This is a genomic window from Coleofasciculus chthonoplastes PCC 7420 (genome assembly GCF_000155555.1).
Lineage (GTDB): Bacteria > Cyanobacteriota > Cyanobacteriia > Cyanobacteriales > Coleofasciculaceae > Coleofasciculus > Coleofasciculus chthonoplastes_A.
The window spans coordinates 1-17,240 of sequence record NZ_DS989863.1 but is presented as its reverse complement, the minus strand read 5'-3'; the positions used below and the strand labels follow the sequence as shown (position 1 = coordinate 17,240).

The following is a 17,240-nucleotide window of genomic DNA, read 5'->3' as shown; positions in this document are numbered from 1 at the left end:
TGATAGTTGTTATCACGATTGAGGAGAAGCGTTTTTAGGCGGCGATGTCAGTTTTATATAGACCAAAACGTTTTGGATTTAGGAAGGTAAACTATAAATATGTTAGGAATATTAGGCGGGATGGGTCCCTTAGCATCAGCAGAGTTTATCAAAACAATCTATGAATATAATATTTTCGGAGAAAAAGAACAAATAGCACCTAAAGTGCTGCTTTATTCCGATCCAAGTTTTCCTGATAGAACGGAGGTTTTACTAAGAGGAGAATATGATTGGCTCTTGAATAATTTAACTAATGCTCTATATCAATTATGTGATTTACAGGTTTCGAGAATTATCATCTGTTGTATAACATCTCATTATCTATTGCCCCAGCTTCCAATTCAACTAAGAGAGCGAATTATTTCACTGGTAGACGTGATCCTAAATGAGGTTCTAGAACGACAAGAAAATCATTTATTGCTGTGTACCCATGGAACACGAAAGTTAAAAATATTCCAAGACAATAATTTATGGCAACGAGCAAAAAAATACATTGTTCTTCTGGATGATGAAGATCAAGAGAATATTCACAACATGATTTATCACATTAAAATTTATCCTAGGGCTTATTCTAGTCAATCTAATCTTCAATTTTTAGAGAGGATGAAAAAGAAGTATAAAACAGAGTGTTTGATAGCTGGTTGCACAGAAATACATTTATTAAATAAGTTTTTGTTGACACAAAAAAAATCTATAAATTGCCCATTTTTAGATCCTCTAATTGTGGTTGCTCAAAAGCACATAAATACCGTACCCTAAATAAGGAAGAAATAAAACGAAGAAACCTATCGCAATATTATTAAAATTATTGATCTGAACTATTAGTTTTTTAAGTAATAGGCAATGTTTTAAGCTGGATAAATGTTAGATATTATTTACTAATCATTTGTCACCTAGCACAAGTATGAAACTATTTCAGTATAAGCATTATACCTAGAAAATTTCTCAGGTTTTATTTCGGATAAATATCTCTGAATTGAAGTTTTATGGTAAGTAGTATCTTTTCTTATAGGATTTGTTGTGCCAATTTTTTGATTAATTTTGATGATAGTTGAAATAGGTATATAAAGAACGATAAACTCCTTTAGTTTGGATAAAAAAACGAACTATTTCATTGTTTATTGCCCTCCCAAGCCTCTGATATTCTCACCAGTTCTTGATCTGAATTATGAAATCTGTCAGTCAACCATTTGCACTTGTTCGTGAACTCCCTACCTTTACTCTCTTCTGGCTGGGACAGTCTCTGTCTGAAATTGGAAATCGTCTTACGGGTTTTGGCTTAGGTATCTGGGTTTATCAACACACTCATACGGTTACACAACTAAGTTTAGTTATATTTCTTACAACCTTACCTGGTGTATTAATTACTCCTTTTGTTGGTGCCTTTGTAGATCGCTGGAATCGACAATGGATCATCATTTTTAGTGACCTAGCTGCGGCTTTTATCACACTAACACTCGCTTTACTACTACTTACGGATCATCTACAAGTCTGGCATACCTATCTATCTGCATTTTTTACTTCAGTGTGTGGTTCTTTTCAAATGACGGCTAAGTCAGCAGCTTTACCCATGATGGTTCCCAAAAATTGGATTGGAAGAGCTAATGGCTTGATTCAGTTCAGCACAGCAGTCGGACAACTTTCTGCACCAATCCTTGCTGGTGTAATCATTGCCACTTTCAAGCTTCAGGGTTTGCTGCTCATTGATTTCTCTACTTATCTCATTGGATTGTTTACACTCTTAGTGATTCAGATTCCTCAACCTAAACCCAGCACCATCTCAGCTGAGGGAGATGCGGCAATTATTCAGGAGATTATTTACGGATGGAAAATCATTTCATCTCGCCTATTTTTGGTTATGTTATTAGTCTTCATGAGCGTTCATTTCTTTGTTGATGGGATGACTAGCGTTTTAATTAATCCACTGGTCTTATCCTTTTCCTCAACGACGACATTTGGGACTGTTATTTCGTTTGCGAGTTGTGGAATGGTTGCTGGGAGTATCTTTATGAGTATTTGGGGTGGTGGAAAACAATCAACTTCTGCTTTGTTTATGTTTTCTGCATTAAATGGAATAGGTTTAATTATCGCTGGAGTTAAACCCAATATCTCTACAATCGCTGTTGGTCTTTCTCTGTCGTTTTTTACCTTGCCAATTATTTTAGGTACTAATCAGACAATTTGGCAAACTAGCGTAAACCCCAATGTTCAGGGGCGTGTACTCTCATTATTCAGCACAGTAACGGGTCTAACCTTGGCTTTTGGTAATCTTAGTGCCAGTCCACTAGCAGACCGAATCTTTGAACCGATTCTATCCGATGATGGGTTGTTGGCTAACAGCGTTGGACAGTTAATTGAAACGGGTCAAGGGCGTGGAATTGGTTTTTTGATGATTATAGCAGGGTTGTTTGTTTTATTTACATCAGCCATCTTTTACAGTTATAATCGCTTGCGAAAGGTTGATCTGGATTAGCTAGCCATCGCTTCCTCGTTCCGCACCCTCAACCGTCTCATGCGCTCGGCTCAGTTTCTCCCCGAAAACCAATATCAAAGTCAGTTTCCAGAATATTGAACAGATGAATGATATTATCGTCGCACATCTGTGACGCGCCAACTCAGCTTAAGATTTATCCAGAAATTCCACACCGTCACCGCCGCGATTGCAATTAACTTAGAAACATATTCATTGATGCCAAAGACATTAAACAACAAATTCACCAGTAACACATTGAGAATGAGTCCGGCTAAACAGACTAAATTGAACTTTAAAAATCGCTCCAGTCGCTGACGCCATCCCCGTTGATGTCGAGAAATATCGCCAAACGTCCATAAATCATTCCACAAGAAATTATTGAGAATCGCGACTTCAGCTGACAGAATCGCACTGCGGGTTAATCCCAATCCCGCTTGCTCTCGCAGCAGATAAAATATCCCCATATCCACAAATACGCCACTGAAACCGACTACACCAAAGCGAATAAATCGACCAATAGGACCCAAGGATAAACGTAAGCGTAGTAAGTGTTGCAAATACTCTACATACTGTTTCCACGTAACCTTACTTTCCCCCGCTTGACGCTCTTGAAACACATACCCCACTTCCCCAATCCAAGGAACTTTCCCTCGACCCAAGACTTCAATTAAAATTTTGTAACCCAGGGGACTCAGAGGACGACCGACTAAACATTGACGGCGTACCATAAAATAACCACTCATGGGGTCAGAAACCCGCCCGATGACTCCCGGTAAGAGGATTAAGCCAATCGTTTGAGCGCCACGGGATAAAAAGCGGCGGATAATACTCCAATCACTCACACCACCACCTTCAACATGGCGACTTGCAACGGCTAAATCTGCACCCCGTTGGATCTCACTCCATAGCTGTAATAACAGTTCGGGGGGATGCTGGAGATCCGCATCAATTACCCCCAAAACCTCTCCCCGCGCCACTTGCCATCCTCGGATCACAGCGGTAGAGAGTCCCCGTTCGTCAATCCGCCGCATGACTTGTAGCTGAGGATAATCCGCCGTGAGTTCCATCGCCACTTTCCAGGTTTCATCTGGACTATTGTCATCGACGACAATCAGTTCATAGTCTCCCGCTAATTGGGAATCGAGTAATCGGCTCAATTGCTCGACAATCTGGGGAATATTCTTCGCTTCTTTGTACGTGGGAATAATTAGGGAAAACTGTAAGTGACCTTCTTTTGTTGTCGCTAAGACAGTAGTTACATCCGGAACCACAAAGGAACCGGACGGAACAGGAAGCAGGGAATTCGGGGGATTGACATTCATTAGCTGTTTTTAACGTTTGATTTAAGCAGCTTTATTGCATTTCGTGCAGCGAGTATGACGTAGTTTGCTTCTTTGCAGGAGCGAGTATAACATAAGACATAAGACGATCAAATCCATTAACTTTCATCTTTCTCACCGACTTATTGAGAACGTTGATAGAGGTGAACAGTGAATTGGTCTTCTTCCATTGTTCCCACCAGTGGCTGGGTTTCTACCAACTGGTATTGAGGCTTTAAAGTGGTCTGGATGTTTTGTTGAAACGTCAGTTTTTCGGCTTCTGTTTTGGGCTTTGACCATATCGGATCACCGCTATCTAACCAGAGTACACGAGAAAAATTACCCGTTTGAGTATTCAAGGTTTTCTCTAATACCGGAGCCAGTTTCGCGGGAGGTTGCGCCAGTAAGGTGACGGGCAAATCTGGGGGAATATAATAGGCTAAACGGAGGACGTGACCCCAAGCCTGAGAATTCATAGCGATTAAGGTAGGAGTTGTCGGTTCTTGCTCAATGATGTCGGCAATTTGATGGAACATCCGGCGATCGCGTAATGTGAAATCCCCGATACTGATCACTAGATAGAACCCTAACACTATCGCGGCGGCGAGGGGTCGCCATTTTCCCATTGTCCGCTCAATCCAGGCGGCGATTAAGAGCAAGCATCCGGGTAAAATAAAGATCATCGATCGCCCCCAGCCAAAACCAACGGTAAATTGACCTTTGAGGATATCCACCATTAACGCCAGGACAAGGGGAAAAATCCCCAATAGTAACGCCACACCCAAAACCCTGTAGTGATGCTGACGCCATAGCCTGATACTACAGACAACCAAGAGTGCGATCGCGCCTATCCCAGCGATAGTAGCACTGACAAGGGGTAAACTGGTAACCCAATCTCCTAACACTAAATGAATACCTAGGGTTTGCGTCACTCCTTCGAGGTGTTTCCCTACGGTTTCCATCCAGGTTTGAGTCCCGCCAAACCGCTCTAAATCAGCATTTCGTAGTTGTTGTCGGGTTCCCCATAACACCCAAGGAATCATTAATATGATCCCCGCCACAAACCGGAGTCCGTGTTGCCACCAATGTTGCCGATCTAACCATAAGACTAAGACAGCCAGAGCGACAATAAAAAAGGCGAAGTAATAAAAAGTCAGGAAACCTGCGGCGATTGAGCCAATGAAGACTAGATTCCATAAGAGTTTAGTATAGAAACTTGATCCCTCACCATCCTTGTATTCTTTATCTGGAACCGTTAGCCTTTTGGGTTCAATCAATTCCAGCGCCGCCCAAGCACTAAGAATCACCCACAACAATAGTGGACCATACATGCGGACATTGAGCGAGTGAAAGAGATAATAAGCATTAGTGCCTAAAAGAGCCGCCAATAACAAACCGCCTTGATGACCCAGCAAACGACGACCTAAACCATAAGCGCTACCGATTGCACCGATACTAAAGAAAACGTTTAAGCTGCGCGTAGCCGCTACCCCATTACCGAACAGTCGTAACCAAAGATGTTGACCCAGAAAAAATAGAGGCGGATGGGGTTCACCAGCTAATCCTTGGAGTAACTTTTTTAAAGTGGCTGGGATAGCACCAATACCGTTTTCTACAGGTAAACTCAGTAATGGGGTATAGTCAGCTAAGGTAACCGGCAACTCCTTCGGCGTGGAATAGGACGTTTTTTGACCCGTAGACAGCAGCAGGGACAACACCTCGTCGTACCAAAATTCTCGGTGACTTAAGTTAACGAGTCTTAACAGGACTGCGATCGCGATCGCGATCAGTAATGCCCAAGAAAATGTCCGGGAGAGTTTAGAGAGGGGAAAACTTCGGCTCATCAGAGAGGGCGATAGACACAAGAGTAGGTTCTTTGCCAGTTTAATCGATCATTTGGCGGTATTTTTCTTTAGCTACATTAATCTTGACGAAAAAGGCGGGAGTGCAACACATCCTCCCAGAGAGTTTATCGTGCGATCGCCTTCTCCCCTAGCTGACTTTTCACGGGAAGTCTTGAAACCGAGTTGGTAGGGGGATGAGTGATACCAAAGTTGCGTTCTATCATGTCTAGGAAAAGCGAAGCTATAGCGAGGAACGAGCGTCAGAATCTCACCAGATGCTTCGCCTCCCGGTTCCCTTGAGCAAGCGCGTTGGGTAAAAACCCTGTTACAACTTTGAGTATCGTTTAGCCAAACTCATCAATAGTTCAATAGTTCTAAATTATTTCTGGACTATCCCTAATGGGTAATCCACTTGCTGATTTAAAGTGTCCTGTAGAGACAGAATCTATTTGTATCTTTAGATGATCAACTAGTTTGTTAATTGTAGGGGCGGGTTTAGCCATTTAATGTTGGAATCCTACCGATAACCTCTCAGCAAAACCCGCCCCTCGTCATAAAAGGGAGGTAAGTAGGTCGGTGGAAATAAACCGAACTATGTTAAGTTCTGTGAATGTTCCTCAAACCCTTACAAATGACAAATGACCAATGACTAATGACGATTTACGCCGTTAACTTTAATTGTCCTCACCTACTTATAAGTAGCGAATGTTACCATTTAGGAGGATTTTGGGTCGAGCCGTATAGCGTCGTTGCCGCTAAGTTTATCAACCATGATAAACCAAGGAACATTGATCTGTTCCGACAATAGTGTATTATACCTCTTGCCAGCATAATATATTCCCGATAATTAGCCAAGCTGAATTGTCATTAAAAGTTGACATTTGCACCATTTAAGCTTGACAAATTTTAGGATTTAAGCAGGAAGAAGACTGATGCTCATTTATATTTACAAAAAGTAAACAAAAAATATTAACTAATTTAAATAATTGTGAATTCGTAAAATACAACACGATTTTTCTGATACAAATAAACCTAGGAAATATTTCTTATGGCAAACGCAAGTTCACGCTTATAGAGTGTAGAAGGTGCTGATATGAACGAAAATACTTACGAATTGGAATCTGAACTGAAAACGTTGAACCACGTCTATCAAACATTATCTGAAGTCAATCCTCACATGAATGATGGGAGTTATGGACTCGAATCTCTGGGATTAAGGAACCTTGGTCATCTGTATCACAATCTCCCGGTTCCCCAGCTTATTGAAGAAGCCCTAAAACGGCATGAAGGCGTTCTCGCTGCCAATGGCGCTCTTTGTGTAGAGACAGGGAAATACACTGGACGTTCTCCTGCGGATAAATTCATCGTTGATGAGCCAGGGCTGCATGAGGAAGTGAACTGGAATAAAGTCAATGTTCCCATATCACAGGAAAAATTTGACTTACTCTATAAACAGATGTTGGCTTATTTGCAAGGCAGAGATCTGTTTATCTTTGATGGGTATGTCGGCGTTGATCCGCAATACCGCCTGGGTGTACGAGTTATTAACGAACTCGCCTCGCAAAATTTGTTTGCCCATCAAATGTTCCTCCGCCCCACTCCAGAAGAACTGAATACCCATAACCACGAATTAACCATCATTGCGATTCCTGGTTTACAGGGAGACCCAGAAATTAATGGTATCCATAGTGAAGCCTTTATTGTCGTCAGCTTTGCCAAACGGCTGGTTTTGATTGGCGGTTCGCGCTATGCCGGTGAAATCAAAAAATCGGCATTCTCATTCATGAATTATCTGATGACGAAGCGCGATGTCCTGCCCATGCATTGTTCCGCCAACATGGACAAAAAAGGGAACACCGCGTTATTCTTTGGGCTTTCGGGTACAGGAAAAACCACCTTATCAGCTGATCCCACACGGCATCTAATTGGGGATGACGAACATGGATGGTCAGAACGGGGTGTCTTTAACTTTGAGGGAGGCTGCTACGCCAAAACCATTCGGCTGTCGCGGACGAATGAACCCCAGATTTGGTCAGCGATTCGCTTCGGGTCAATGATGGAAAACGTGATGCTTGACCCAGAAACCCGCATTCCCAACTATGATGATGGTCGCCTCACTGAAAACACACGAGTCGCGTATCCGGTCGATTATATTCCCAATTGTGTCATTCCGGGTATCGGTGGTCATCCCGGAACCGTCATTTTTCTCACCGCTGATGCTTTTGGTGTATTACCCCCGATTACCAAGCTGACTAATAATCAGGCAATTTTCCACTTCATGTCAGGTTACACCAGCAAACTGGCAGGTACAGAACGGGGAATTACGGAACCCCAAGCCACATTCTCCGCTTGTTTCGGTCAACCGTTCCTTCCTCTGTCGCCAACAGTCTACGGCGAGATGTTATTTGAGCGACTGGTCAAATACGACGCTAATGTCTATTTAGTCAATACAGGATGGACAGGTGGACCTTACGGCGTTGGCACACGTATCCGGATTCAAGACAGTCGCGCCATGGTTGCGGCGGCGTTGAGTGGCGAGTTGGAAAAGGTGCAATACTATCACCATCCCATCTTCAAGATCTTAGTGCCAAAATCAGTTCCCGGTGTTGACAGCAGCATTCTCGATCCCCAAAACACCTGGAGTGATCCCCAAGCCTACGAGACACAAGCGAAGGATTTGGCGAAACGATTTGTGGAAAACTTCAAGAAGTTTCCCAATGCGCCGCGTGAAGTGAAGGAAGCAGCACCTGTTTTTGAGTAACTGTTTCGATGTCTTCCCGTAACAACCTTTACTGATTACTGTAGGGTTGTTGCGGACAAGAACCTGAACGGGTAAGGATGCCTAGCTGTCATTGGTGTCAACTGAAGCAAACCAATAATCGTGTAGAGACGTAGCATGCTACGTCTCTACATTTCTAAGGTCATTTCTAAGGTCATTATTATCTTCAGGGGCAGGCTTTAGCGATAATGTTTGGGAAAAAACCGATAACTACAGTGACATACTCCTCTAGGGGAAGCATGTAGAGACGCGACTGCCTTCAACAGTTGAGGAAACCCTAGCGTGAGAGAGCGCTGGGGCACATAGAAGGACTAGACTTCACTAGATTATCACAAAACATGACCGAACAGGCAATCCGGCAAGGGAGATGGAGTAGGAGGGTAGATGCGATCTTCGGGATAAAAAAAATGAGGCTCTTGATGCTCTCCAAGTCTGTCCAAGAGATTGTTAACAGGAGTGAATTTACCCATACCCCATAACCCCATACCCCACACCCTACACCCTGTCTCCTTTTTATCTGTCTTACCCGCCCCTTGAGACTAGGCTGGGGGGAGAGGATGACCAATGAAACATCAATCATGAACCATGATAGTTTACGCGATCGCTTGCACCTTCGGACATAGGGCGACCCGATCGGATTGAGTGGACTACCGTTGAGAATTAATGCAAGCGGGTCGCCCCTACATGGACATTGATGCGCTGCGGATCGCTCCTAAATGACCAATGAACCATGAACTATGAACCATGAACCATGACCAATCCCATAACGATAACTTTTCGATTTATCGGTTGAGTTTTAAATTGCTCCATCACCCCATCACCCCATCATCCCATCACCCCTTGAGCAACGCGGCAAACGGCTCATGTCCCCGTAGATGATCAAAATCTGAGTCAGTTTGGGCTAAGAGATATTCACTTGGATTCAGGCGAATCGCTGCTTGTAAACTCGCGATCGCACCCTCCTGATTTCCCAGTAAGGCATAGCAGCAGGCTTGATTGTACCAGGCGTATTCGTCGTCTGGATCAGAGGCTAATACTTGGTCATAACTCGCCACAGCTTCGGGATATCGACCCAGTTTCCGCAAAACTTCCCCGCGCTGATACCAACTCCAGGGATCAGTGGGTTTGATTTCCAACGCCCGATCATAGCTAGCTAAGGCGTCTTCTAAGCATCCCCATCGTCGCAGGGAATCTCCCCGTCGGTACCATGCCCAATAATCATCGGGTTGGGTTTCTAAGGCTTTTTCATAACTGGCAATTGCCTCTCCATACCGTGCCAAATGCCGCTGGGCGTCACCTAAGCGATACCAACTCCAGTAATCGGTTGGTCGAAGCTTCAGGGCTTCCTCAAAGGAGGTAATCGCTTCCTTGTACCAATCCAAATCTTCTAGCGCTACCCGTCCTCGATTGTACCAAGCCCAATAGTCATCGGGTCGAGTATCCAGGGCGTGATCATAACTGGCGATCGCGTCTTCGTAGCGTTGTAATTCTCGCAGTACCGTGGCGCGTTGACACCAACTCCAGTAATCGGTGGGCTTTTCGGCTAAAGCTTGGTCATAACTGCTTAACGCTTCCGAGTACTGTCCCAATGCATCTAAAACATCGGCTCGCCAGTACAGCGCCCAAAAATCATGGGGCTTGTAGTCTAAAGCCCGATTATAGCTGGTCAGTGCCTCTTCATAGCGTCCTTCATCGCGCAATCCATGCCCTTGATTTAACCAATCTCTATAGCTATCAGGTCTGCACTCTAGCACTCTGTAGATAGTATGGGCAGGTGTCTGCCTCATCGATAATGTTGTACTCATAGTTTAGTCTTGAAATTATGTAACGGATAGTGAAGTGGTGACTAATAATCAATGACATAAGACATAAGACTAATGACCACTGACATAAGACAAATAGCTCATGTTACCCACACCACTGCTAATTTATCGACAAAATGGGGAACAGATCATCCCCAAGCGGTTGCCGATTAACCCACGAACCTGTGATATCGCCACGGATTTAATCACCTGTTTCCGGGAGGCGGTGGGTCATACCCAAGGTCAACTCAAGAGCCAGCTTTCTGAATTAGAAGGGGATAGTCCTGATTATCGCCTCAAACGGGGACTAGCACATCTGCTCAAAAATAACTTCAGTACCTTTGAAATTGTTAGTCCCCTGGAACCAAAAGAACTGCGACAACGGGTTTTTACCCTATCTGCTCAATCCCTCCCCTGTCGCGCCGCTACGGAAGCGACTCTGGAAACCCTCAGTAGTACGCTTACTCAAGAATTACACCAAGAGGTGCTACCGTCGCAAATTAGAACAGGGCTTTATGCGGATTTGCCGGAAAATCGGATTCTCACCCAGTTTGATGATCCCGCGCCGGAAGCCTTGCTGCACCGTTACAACTTATCTCAAGTCCAGGGGATTTTCTACAAAGCCTCTGAGATGGTTCTCAATGCTCATCGGAATGTACCGGGGGAATATAAACTACTGTTTCGTTATTTAAAGTTATTTGGCTTAATGACTTATATTGAAGGCGATGCGGATCACGGGTTTACGATTACTATTGATGGACCTGCCAGTTTATTTAAAACCAGTACCCGCTATGGACTCGCGATCGCGAAACTGATTCCGGCTCTACTCCATGTTACTCGTTGGAGTCTAAAAGCCACGTTACAAATGCGTGATCCCTACACGGGAACGTGGAAATCCGGACGATTTTGCCTCAATGATAAGTGTGGGTTGGTCACTCATTATCCCCCGGGTAAGCCTTACGACAGTATGATTGAGGCATCCTTTGCCAACCGTTGGGACTCGCTGAAAACAGAGTGGATATTGGAGCGAGAAGTGGATCTGATTCCGATTCCGGGGAGTGTGATGATTCCTGATTTTCGGTTGGTGCATCCCGACGGGCGAGATATGTTGTTAGAAATTGTTGGGTTTTGGCGTCCCGACTACCTGCAAAAGAAATTTTCTCAAGTCCGGCGGGCGGCTTGTGATAATTTAATTTTGGCAATTTCTGAGCGACTTAATTTGGATAAAGCTGGGGTTAAGCTGGAACGTGTGCCTGCCCAGATTATTTGGTTTAAGGATAAATTATCACCCAAGGCGGTATTGGAAGTTTTAGATCAATGAACGGTGATCACCGTAGGGGCGCACCGACGTGCATTGGTGTCATATCATTGATGTAGAGACGCGCCATGGCGCGTCTCTACCCATGGAAATCGGGAATATCCCTATATCTGGAAAAGGATGATTATAATAATTGAAAGCGAGGAAAATTTCAAACCCAAGTTAGCTGCTTGGGGACAGCGAGAAGGAACAATTAAGAACAACGGGTGCATGGATCGCTATTAGATGTGTATAGTTTAAGCTGTCACGCATTGAAATTGGGAATGGGTAGCGAGCAAGATGCAAAGCCTGCGGCATGGCTTCGCTTAACGCACTACAAGGATTTCGCAATTCTTGACATTATGGTTTAAATGCCGAACAGCTTAGAGACATTCACGGCGTTAACGTAGACGAGTTCAAGCTTATCAGGAGTGCCATATTGGGTTGAAGCAGAAATGCCTCAATTGCTTCATTCTCCAGTTCTATCGCTACATACGGCTGCTAATTAATCAATCAATTTATGGCTCTGATGAGTTTAACTAGGATGAGTATGCGGTTTTGTCTGGTCAGTGGGTTAGTGATTAAGCTGGGCGTTGGTATCTGGTTTAACCCAGTGTCGGCTCAGATTATCCCGGATGCTACCTTGGGGAGTGAAGGGTCTCGCTTTATCGAAGGTGTAGAGATTGATCGGATTGAGGGTGGAGCAGCGCGAGGGGTCAATTTGTTCCACAGCTTTACTGAGTTTAACGTATTAGACGGACAACAGGTTTATTTTGCTAATCCTGGGGGGATTGAGAATATCCTAAGTCGGGTGACGGGGGGGAATGGCTCGACTATTTTGGGGACGTTGGGGGTATTGGGAAATGCTAATTTATTTTTAGTGAATCCCAATGGGATTGTGTTTGGACCGAATGCGCGGCTGGATGTGGCGGGTTCCTTTGTGGCTTCGACGGGAAATGGGTTTAATTTCTCGGATGGGAGTAGTTTTAGTGCGACGAATCCCGAAGCGCCGCCGTTGTTGACGATTAATGTTACTCCGGGGTTGCAGTATGGGGTGAGTCAGCCTCAAGCCGAGATTATTAATCAGGGAAATTTAAGGGTAGGGCAAGATTTTAGTTTAGTCGGGAATCGTCTCACGTTGTCGGGGCAGTTGGAAGCGGGGAGGGATTTAACCCTGTTGGCAACGGATACCGTAGAGATTCGAGATAGTGTGAGTAATCCGTTCATTGCTAAGGCGGGTGGTGAATTGATTGTGCAGGGGAATGAGACAGTTGATATTTTTGCCTTGAATCATCCTGATAGTGGCTTGTTTTCCGGTGGGGATATGGTGTTGCGGAGTGCGAATACTGTGGGAGGTGATGCTCATTACTGGAGTGGGGGGAGTTTTCGGATTGAGCAGTTGGATAGTAGTCTGGGGAGTTTGTCAAGCCCTAATGATCCAGTGATTCGGGCGAGTGGGGATGTCAGTTTTGATAGTTATACGGGGGCTTCCTTACATATTTTTGCGGGTGGTAGCGTCACGGTTAAAGGTGGTATCACAATTACTGGTGCAGACGCTATTAATGGAATTCAGGAGACAGTTACCCTCTCTGATGGGACAACAGTAGTAGAAATTGACGGTAAGACGAAACCTACGCTGGATATTCGGGCGGGAACGACTGCGTTCGGGACTCCTGGCGTGACGGGTACTTTCTATCCTAGTGTTCCTGATACGGAGGGAACGGGGACGAGTGCCGATATCCGAGTTGACGGTGAAATCAAAAATGATGGAGGAACAGTCTTTTTAACCAATCAGTATCAGCCTAATTCTGCATTGGCAGGAGGGGATATTATAGTTGGCAACATTTATACGAGCAGTTTTAGGGGGGATGGTGGTTCCATAACAATTGATGCTCGTGGGGATATCACTACAGGCAATTTGAACTCCTACTCGTCGTCACGCGATAGTAAGAATGATAGTGGGGATGGGGGAGACATTACTCTCTCTACTACCAATGGCAACATTACCACTACAGGCACTTTGTACTCGTACTCGTACTCATTGTCAGACAATAGTGGGAATGATAGTGGGAATGGGGGAGCCATCACTCTCTCTGCTACCAATGGCAACATTACAACCAAAAAGACTTTTTTCTCAGACTCGTCCTCATTGTCAGGCAATAGTGGGAATGGGGGAAACATCACCCTCTCTGCTGCTAATGACATTACTATTGAGAATATTTTGTTCTCGTACTCATACTCACAGTCAGGCAATAGTGGGAATGGAGGAGCTATCACCCTCTTTGCTACTAATGGCAACATTCAGATTGTTGAAATACGCTCATTTGGGTCATTTTCTTACTCTAAAAAAGGAAATAGTGGGGCTGGTGGAGCAATTTCTCTCAGTGCAAAAGAGGGAAATATTCTAGGAAGTAACCGTTTATTTATGGATACCTTCTCCGTCTCTGAACAAGAAGAAAAATCTGCAAAAAATGGTGGCAACGTTACTATAGAAGCTCAAAACACTGTGAGCAATCTAGAGATATTGTCCATCTCTTCTGGTGCAGACGCTGGCAATGTTGAGGTAAGAGGCTTTGGAGATTTATCGCTCACCCATACAAACATTACTACCAGCAGATCCCAGCCTATTAGGATTTTTTTAAACGATAAACCAATTGAATTTGAAGTTGGTCAGAAAGGCTCTTCGGGAAATGTCACTGTTACCAGTACAGGAAATCTCACATTCAACAATAGTCAGATTAATAGTGACACCCAAGGCAGCGGCTCCGCTGGGGATGTCAGAATCTATAGCCCTAGTCTAGTCACGTTCAATAATTATAGTCAAATTCGCAGTGATACCAGCAGTAAAGGACAAGCAGGCAATATTCAGATTGATGGAGATCAGGTACTTCTAGATAACAGTACAATCTCTAGTGCTGTCAACTTAGGCGATGCCAAGGATGCTGCTGGCACTATTACAGTGGAAGCCGGAATTATTGAGATGCGTAATAATGCCGTGGTGAAAGCTGACAGTAATAGTACTGAGTCTGCCCCTGGCGAGATTACCTTAAGTGCTATAAATCAGCTCTCAATTCAGAATAGCCGAGTTACCAGTGATAGCCAGAACAATGTAGACGGCTATGGAACGATTCAGATTGAGGCTACGCAGGGTTCAGTGGTACTGAATCAGGCTACAGTGAGTGCTAAAAATGAGGGTTCTGACTTTGCTGCCGATATATTTATCAATGCTCGTGATGAACTCTCAATTGCCAATCAAAGCGCAATCTCGGCAGATGGAAATTATGGACGCATTTTTGTTGGGTATAGTTCCACTGAGGATTATGACAACAATACAGGTATCCGTCCTCAAGCGATCGCGATCAATAACAGCCAGGTAACAACTACAAATAAAGTCACAGATAATGTCGATGAGGTCACCCGAAGCTTACCCGCAGGGGAAATCAACCTGAGAGCAACTGGCAATACTTCGATTACAAGTAGTACCCTTTTGGGCACGACGGCTGGCTCAGGTGAAGGTGGAAGTATTGGTATCAAGACAGGTTCGCTGTCGCTTACTAGTTCTCAACTTAATGCGACAACTAGCGGTACAGGTAGAGCAGGAAATGTATTAATTACGGCTGAAGGTGAGGTCTCCTTAGGAGGAGGTCAAATCTCCACCAGCGTGGAGGCTGGAGCCAACGTCCCCTCTGATCAAAGGAGCGAAATTAAGATTAACGCCGGAAATCTTTCAATTACAGATCGAGGTAGCATCTCTGCGTCAGTTAATGCAGGTGCGACAGGAAATGCAGGTGATGTGACAATTAATGCTGAAAACGGCAGGGTTGAGTTGGGACAGCAAAGTCAAATTTCTAGTGCTGTCGAACAGAAAGCGGAAGGTAACGCTGGCAGCGTAACTATTAACACTCAGCAATTAACTCTCAATGATGCCCAAGCCACCGTCAGCAGCACGGGCGAGGGAATAGCAGGAACCCTCACAGTTAATGCCCCTTCGGTGCTTTTGGATGACCAAGCCAAGCTCACGGCAACCACAGAGGAAGGTAGTGGTGGCAATATTAAACTACAGAATCTATCATTTCTACAATTACGCAACGGCAGTGAAATATCCGCTTCCACTGAAAGTGGTACTGGAGGCAATGTTTCAGTCGAAGCTTCAGGAGGCACTATCGCATTGAGTGGTAATAGTCGCTTAGCCGCAGAAGCAACCAAGAATGGTAACGCCGGTAATGTCGATATCACCGCTAGTGGTGTTACCCTCAATAGCGGCGGACAAATCACAGCCGAAACGGATAGTGGAACAAGTACAGCAGAGCAAGGTAATATCTTCCTACGAGAACTGAACACTCTACAGGTGAATAACAGCCGCATTTCCTCATCTACCAATACAGGCAAGGCAGGTAATGTCGAGATTACTGCGGATGAAGTCACCCTCGACGGCATCTTTAATTTTGAGGGAACAGAGCAAGGTGGAGTGCTAGCCCAGGCAACTGGGGATGGAGGTAATGCTGGCAGTGTCACTTTCAACACCTCTCGACTAAGTTTAGACAATGATGCCGAAATCTCAGCTAGTAATGTCTCAGGAAATGAGGGCGGAGACGTCACCTTACAAGGTTTGACAAGCCTATCCCTTAGCAATGACAGTGAGATATCGGCTTCCACACAAACGGGTCAAGCTGGTAGCGTCAGCGTCAATGATGGAGATGGAGAAAATCCTGCTGCTTCAGTTACCCTCAACAACAGCCGTATATCAGCACAGGCAACTGGGGATGGAGGTAACGCTGGCAATGTCATGATTAACGCCGAGACTCTCTTCTTAAACAATGGAGAAATCACAGCAGAAACCAGAGGAAAGGGACAAGGCGCCAACATCACCCTGAATCTCACAGATTGGTTGCGCCTAGAAAACGAAAGCCTCATCTCTGCCGAAGCCTTTGACGATGCCAATGGCGGTAACGTCAAAATTAACCTAACCGCCAACCATGGCATTCTCTTTGCCCTACCATCCAACAGAAACGGCAGCGATATCATTGCTAAAGCCGACCAGGGTACTGGCGGCAACATCACCATCACCGCCCCCCTTGGTATTTACGGCATCAAAGAACGGAAAGCTATAGACGGTAACCGCACCAATGATATAGATGCCAGTTCCCAGTTTGGTGCCCCAGGTCAAATCACCATCAATTCCGTGGTGATTGATCCCAGCCAAGGATTAATCGAACTCCCCACCGACACCGCCGCCCCCCAACTCGACCAAACCTGCTCCCCAACTGGAAGCGGTAAGAATGAATTTACCGTAACTGGACGCGACGGACTCCCCCCTAGCCCCACCGATATCCTCACCCCAGAACAACCGCTAGCCGATTTAGGCACACCCATCAACAGCACCGCCACCCAGCCAACCCCAAACCCAACTCCCCCCGCTTCCCCCAAACCCATCGTAGAAGCCCAAGGCTGGATTATTGACGAACAAGGTAACGTTACCCTCGTCGCCAATGTACCAACCGCCAATTCCCAGGGAGCATGGCAACCTCAAGTATCCTGTCAGGGAGGGCGCTAATGTAGCCGGGGGAGCAGGGGAAGCAGGGGAAGCAGGGGAAGCAGGGGGTGTAGGGGCGGGTTTTACAGATAACTTATGGCAACAACTGATAACTTAAATAAACCCGCCCTTCTAGGGGAAGCAATAGTACATT

8 protein-coding genes are annotated in these 17,240 nt (G+C 45.1%); 5 read left to right on the top strand and 3 right to left on the bottom strand.

Features of this window, described 5'->3' with window-relative positions:
* Positions 1-99 precede the first annotated feature (99 nt).
* Complete coding sequence (locus MC7420_RS26085) at positions 100-798, top strand: aspartate/glutamate racemase family protein (protein WP_044209822.1); 699 nt, start codon at positions 100-102, stop codon at positions 796-798.
* Positions 799-1,207: 409 nt separating this feature from the next.
* Positions 1,208-2,512, top strand: coding sequence for an MFS transporter (locus tag MC7420_RS26080; protein ID WP_006104300.1), 1,305 nt, complete (start codon positions 1,208-1,210; stop codon positions 2,510-2,512).
* Positions 2,513-2,625: 113 nt separating this feature from the next.
* Here MC7420_RS26080 and MC7420_RS26075 read toward each other — a convergent pair whose 3' ends face one another.
* Entirely contained in the window at positions 2,626-3,834 is a 1,209-nt protein-coding gene (locus MC7420_RS26075) for a glycosyltransferase (protein WP_006104234.1), read from the bottom strand.
* Positions 3,835-3,974: 140 nt separating this feature from the next.
* Positions 3,975-5,675, bottom strand: coding sequence for a glycosyltransferase family 39 protein (locus tag MC7420_RS26070; RefSeq protein ID WP_006104237.1), 1,701 nt, complete (start codon positions 5,673-5,675; stop codon positions 3,975-3,977).
* A 1,093-nt stretch (positions 5,676-6,768) separates the two neighbouring features.
* Between MC7420_RS26070 and pckA the strand changes: the two genes are divergently transcribed.
* The gene (pckA, locus tag MC7420_RS26065) at positions 6,769-8,436 is read left to right on the top strand and encodes a phosphoenolpyruvate carboxykinase (ATP) (protein WP_006104302.1); all 1,668 of its coding nucleotides are present in this window, start codon (positions 6,769-6,771) and stop codon (positions 8,434-8,436) included.
* A gap of 851 nt (positions 8,437-9,287) precedes the next feature.
* On the opposite strand, the gene MC7420_RS26060 is transcribed toward pckA, so the two are convergent.
* Complete coding sequence (locus tag MC7420_RS26060; protein ID WP_006104222.1) at positions 9,288-10,259, bottom strand: tetratricopeptide repeat protein; 972 nt, start codon at positions 10,257-10,259, stop codon at positions 9,288-9,290.
* Between the two features lie 100 nt (positions 10,260-10,359).
* Between MC7420_RS26060 and MC7420_RS26055 the strand changes: the two genes are divergently transcribed.
* Together MC7420_RS26055 and MC7420_RS35700 are read left to right on the top strand one after the other, a co-directional pair.
* A complete protein-coding gene (locus tag MC7420_RS26055; RefSeq protein ID WP_006104285.1) occupies positions 10,360-11,577 on the top strand; it encodes a DUF790 family protein in 1,218 nt (405 codons plus the stop codon).
* Positions 11,578-12,097: 520 nt separating this feature from the next.
* Positions 12,098-17,107, top strand: a complete 5,010-nt coding sequence (locus MC7420_RS35700; RefSeq protein ID WP_232231788.1) for a two-partner secretion domain-containing protein — start codon at positions 12,098-12,100, stop codon at positions 17,105-17,107.
* The last annotated feature ends 133 nt before the right edge of the window (positions 17,108-17,240 follow it).

Coding starts and splice junctions, on each gene's coding strand:
- MC7420_RS26070 (WP_006104237.1), bottom strand. CDS start 5,675: ATGAGCCGAAGTTTTCCCCTCTCTAAACTCTCCCGGACATTTTCTTGG.
- MC7420_RS35700 (WP_232231788.1), top strand. CDS start 12,098: ATGAGTATGCGGTTTTGTCTGGTCAGTGGGTTAGTGATTAAGCTGGGC.
- MC7420_RS26060 (WP_006104222.1), bottom strand. CDS start 10,259: ATGAGTACAACATTATCGATGAGGCAGACACCTGCCCATACTATCTAC.
- MC7420_RS26080 (WP_006104300.1), top strand. CDS start 1,208: ATGAAATCTGTCAGTCAACCATTTGCACTTGTTCGTGAACTCCCTACC.
- MC7420_RS26085 (WP_044209822.1), top strand. CDS start 100: ATGTTAGGAATATTAGGCGGGATGGGTCCCTTAGCATCAGCAGAGTTT.
- MC7420_RS26055 (WP_006104285.1), top strand. CDS start 10,360: ATGTTACCCACACCACTGCTAATTTATCGACAAAATGGGGAACAGATC.
- MC7420_RS26075 (WP_006104234.1), bottom strand. CDS start 3,834: ATGAATGTCAATCCCCCGAATTCCCTGCTTCCTGTTCCGTCCGGTTCC.
- pckA (WP_006104302.1), top strand. CDS start 6,769: ATGAACGAAAATACTTACGAATTGGAATCTGAACTGAAAACGTTGAAC.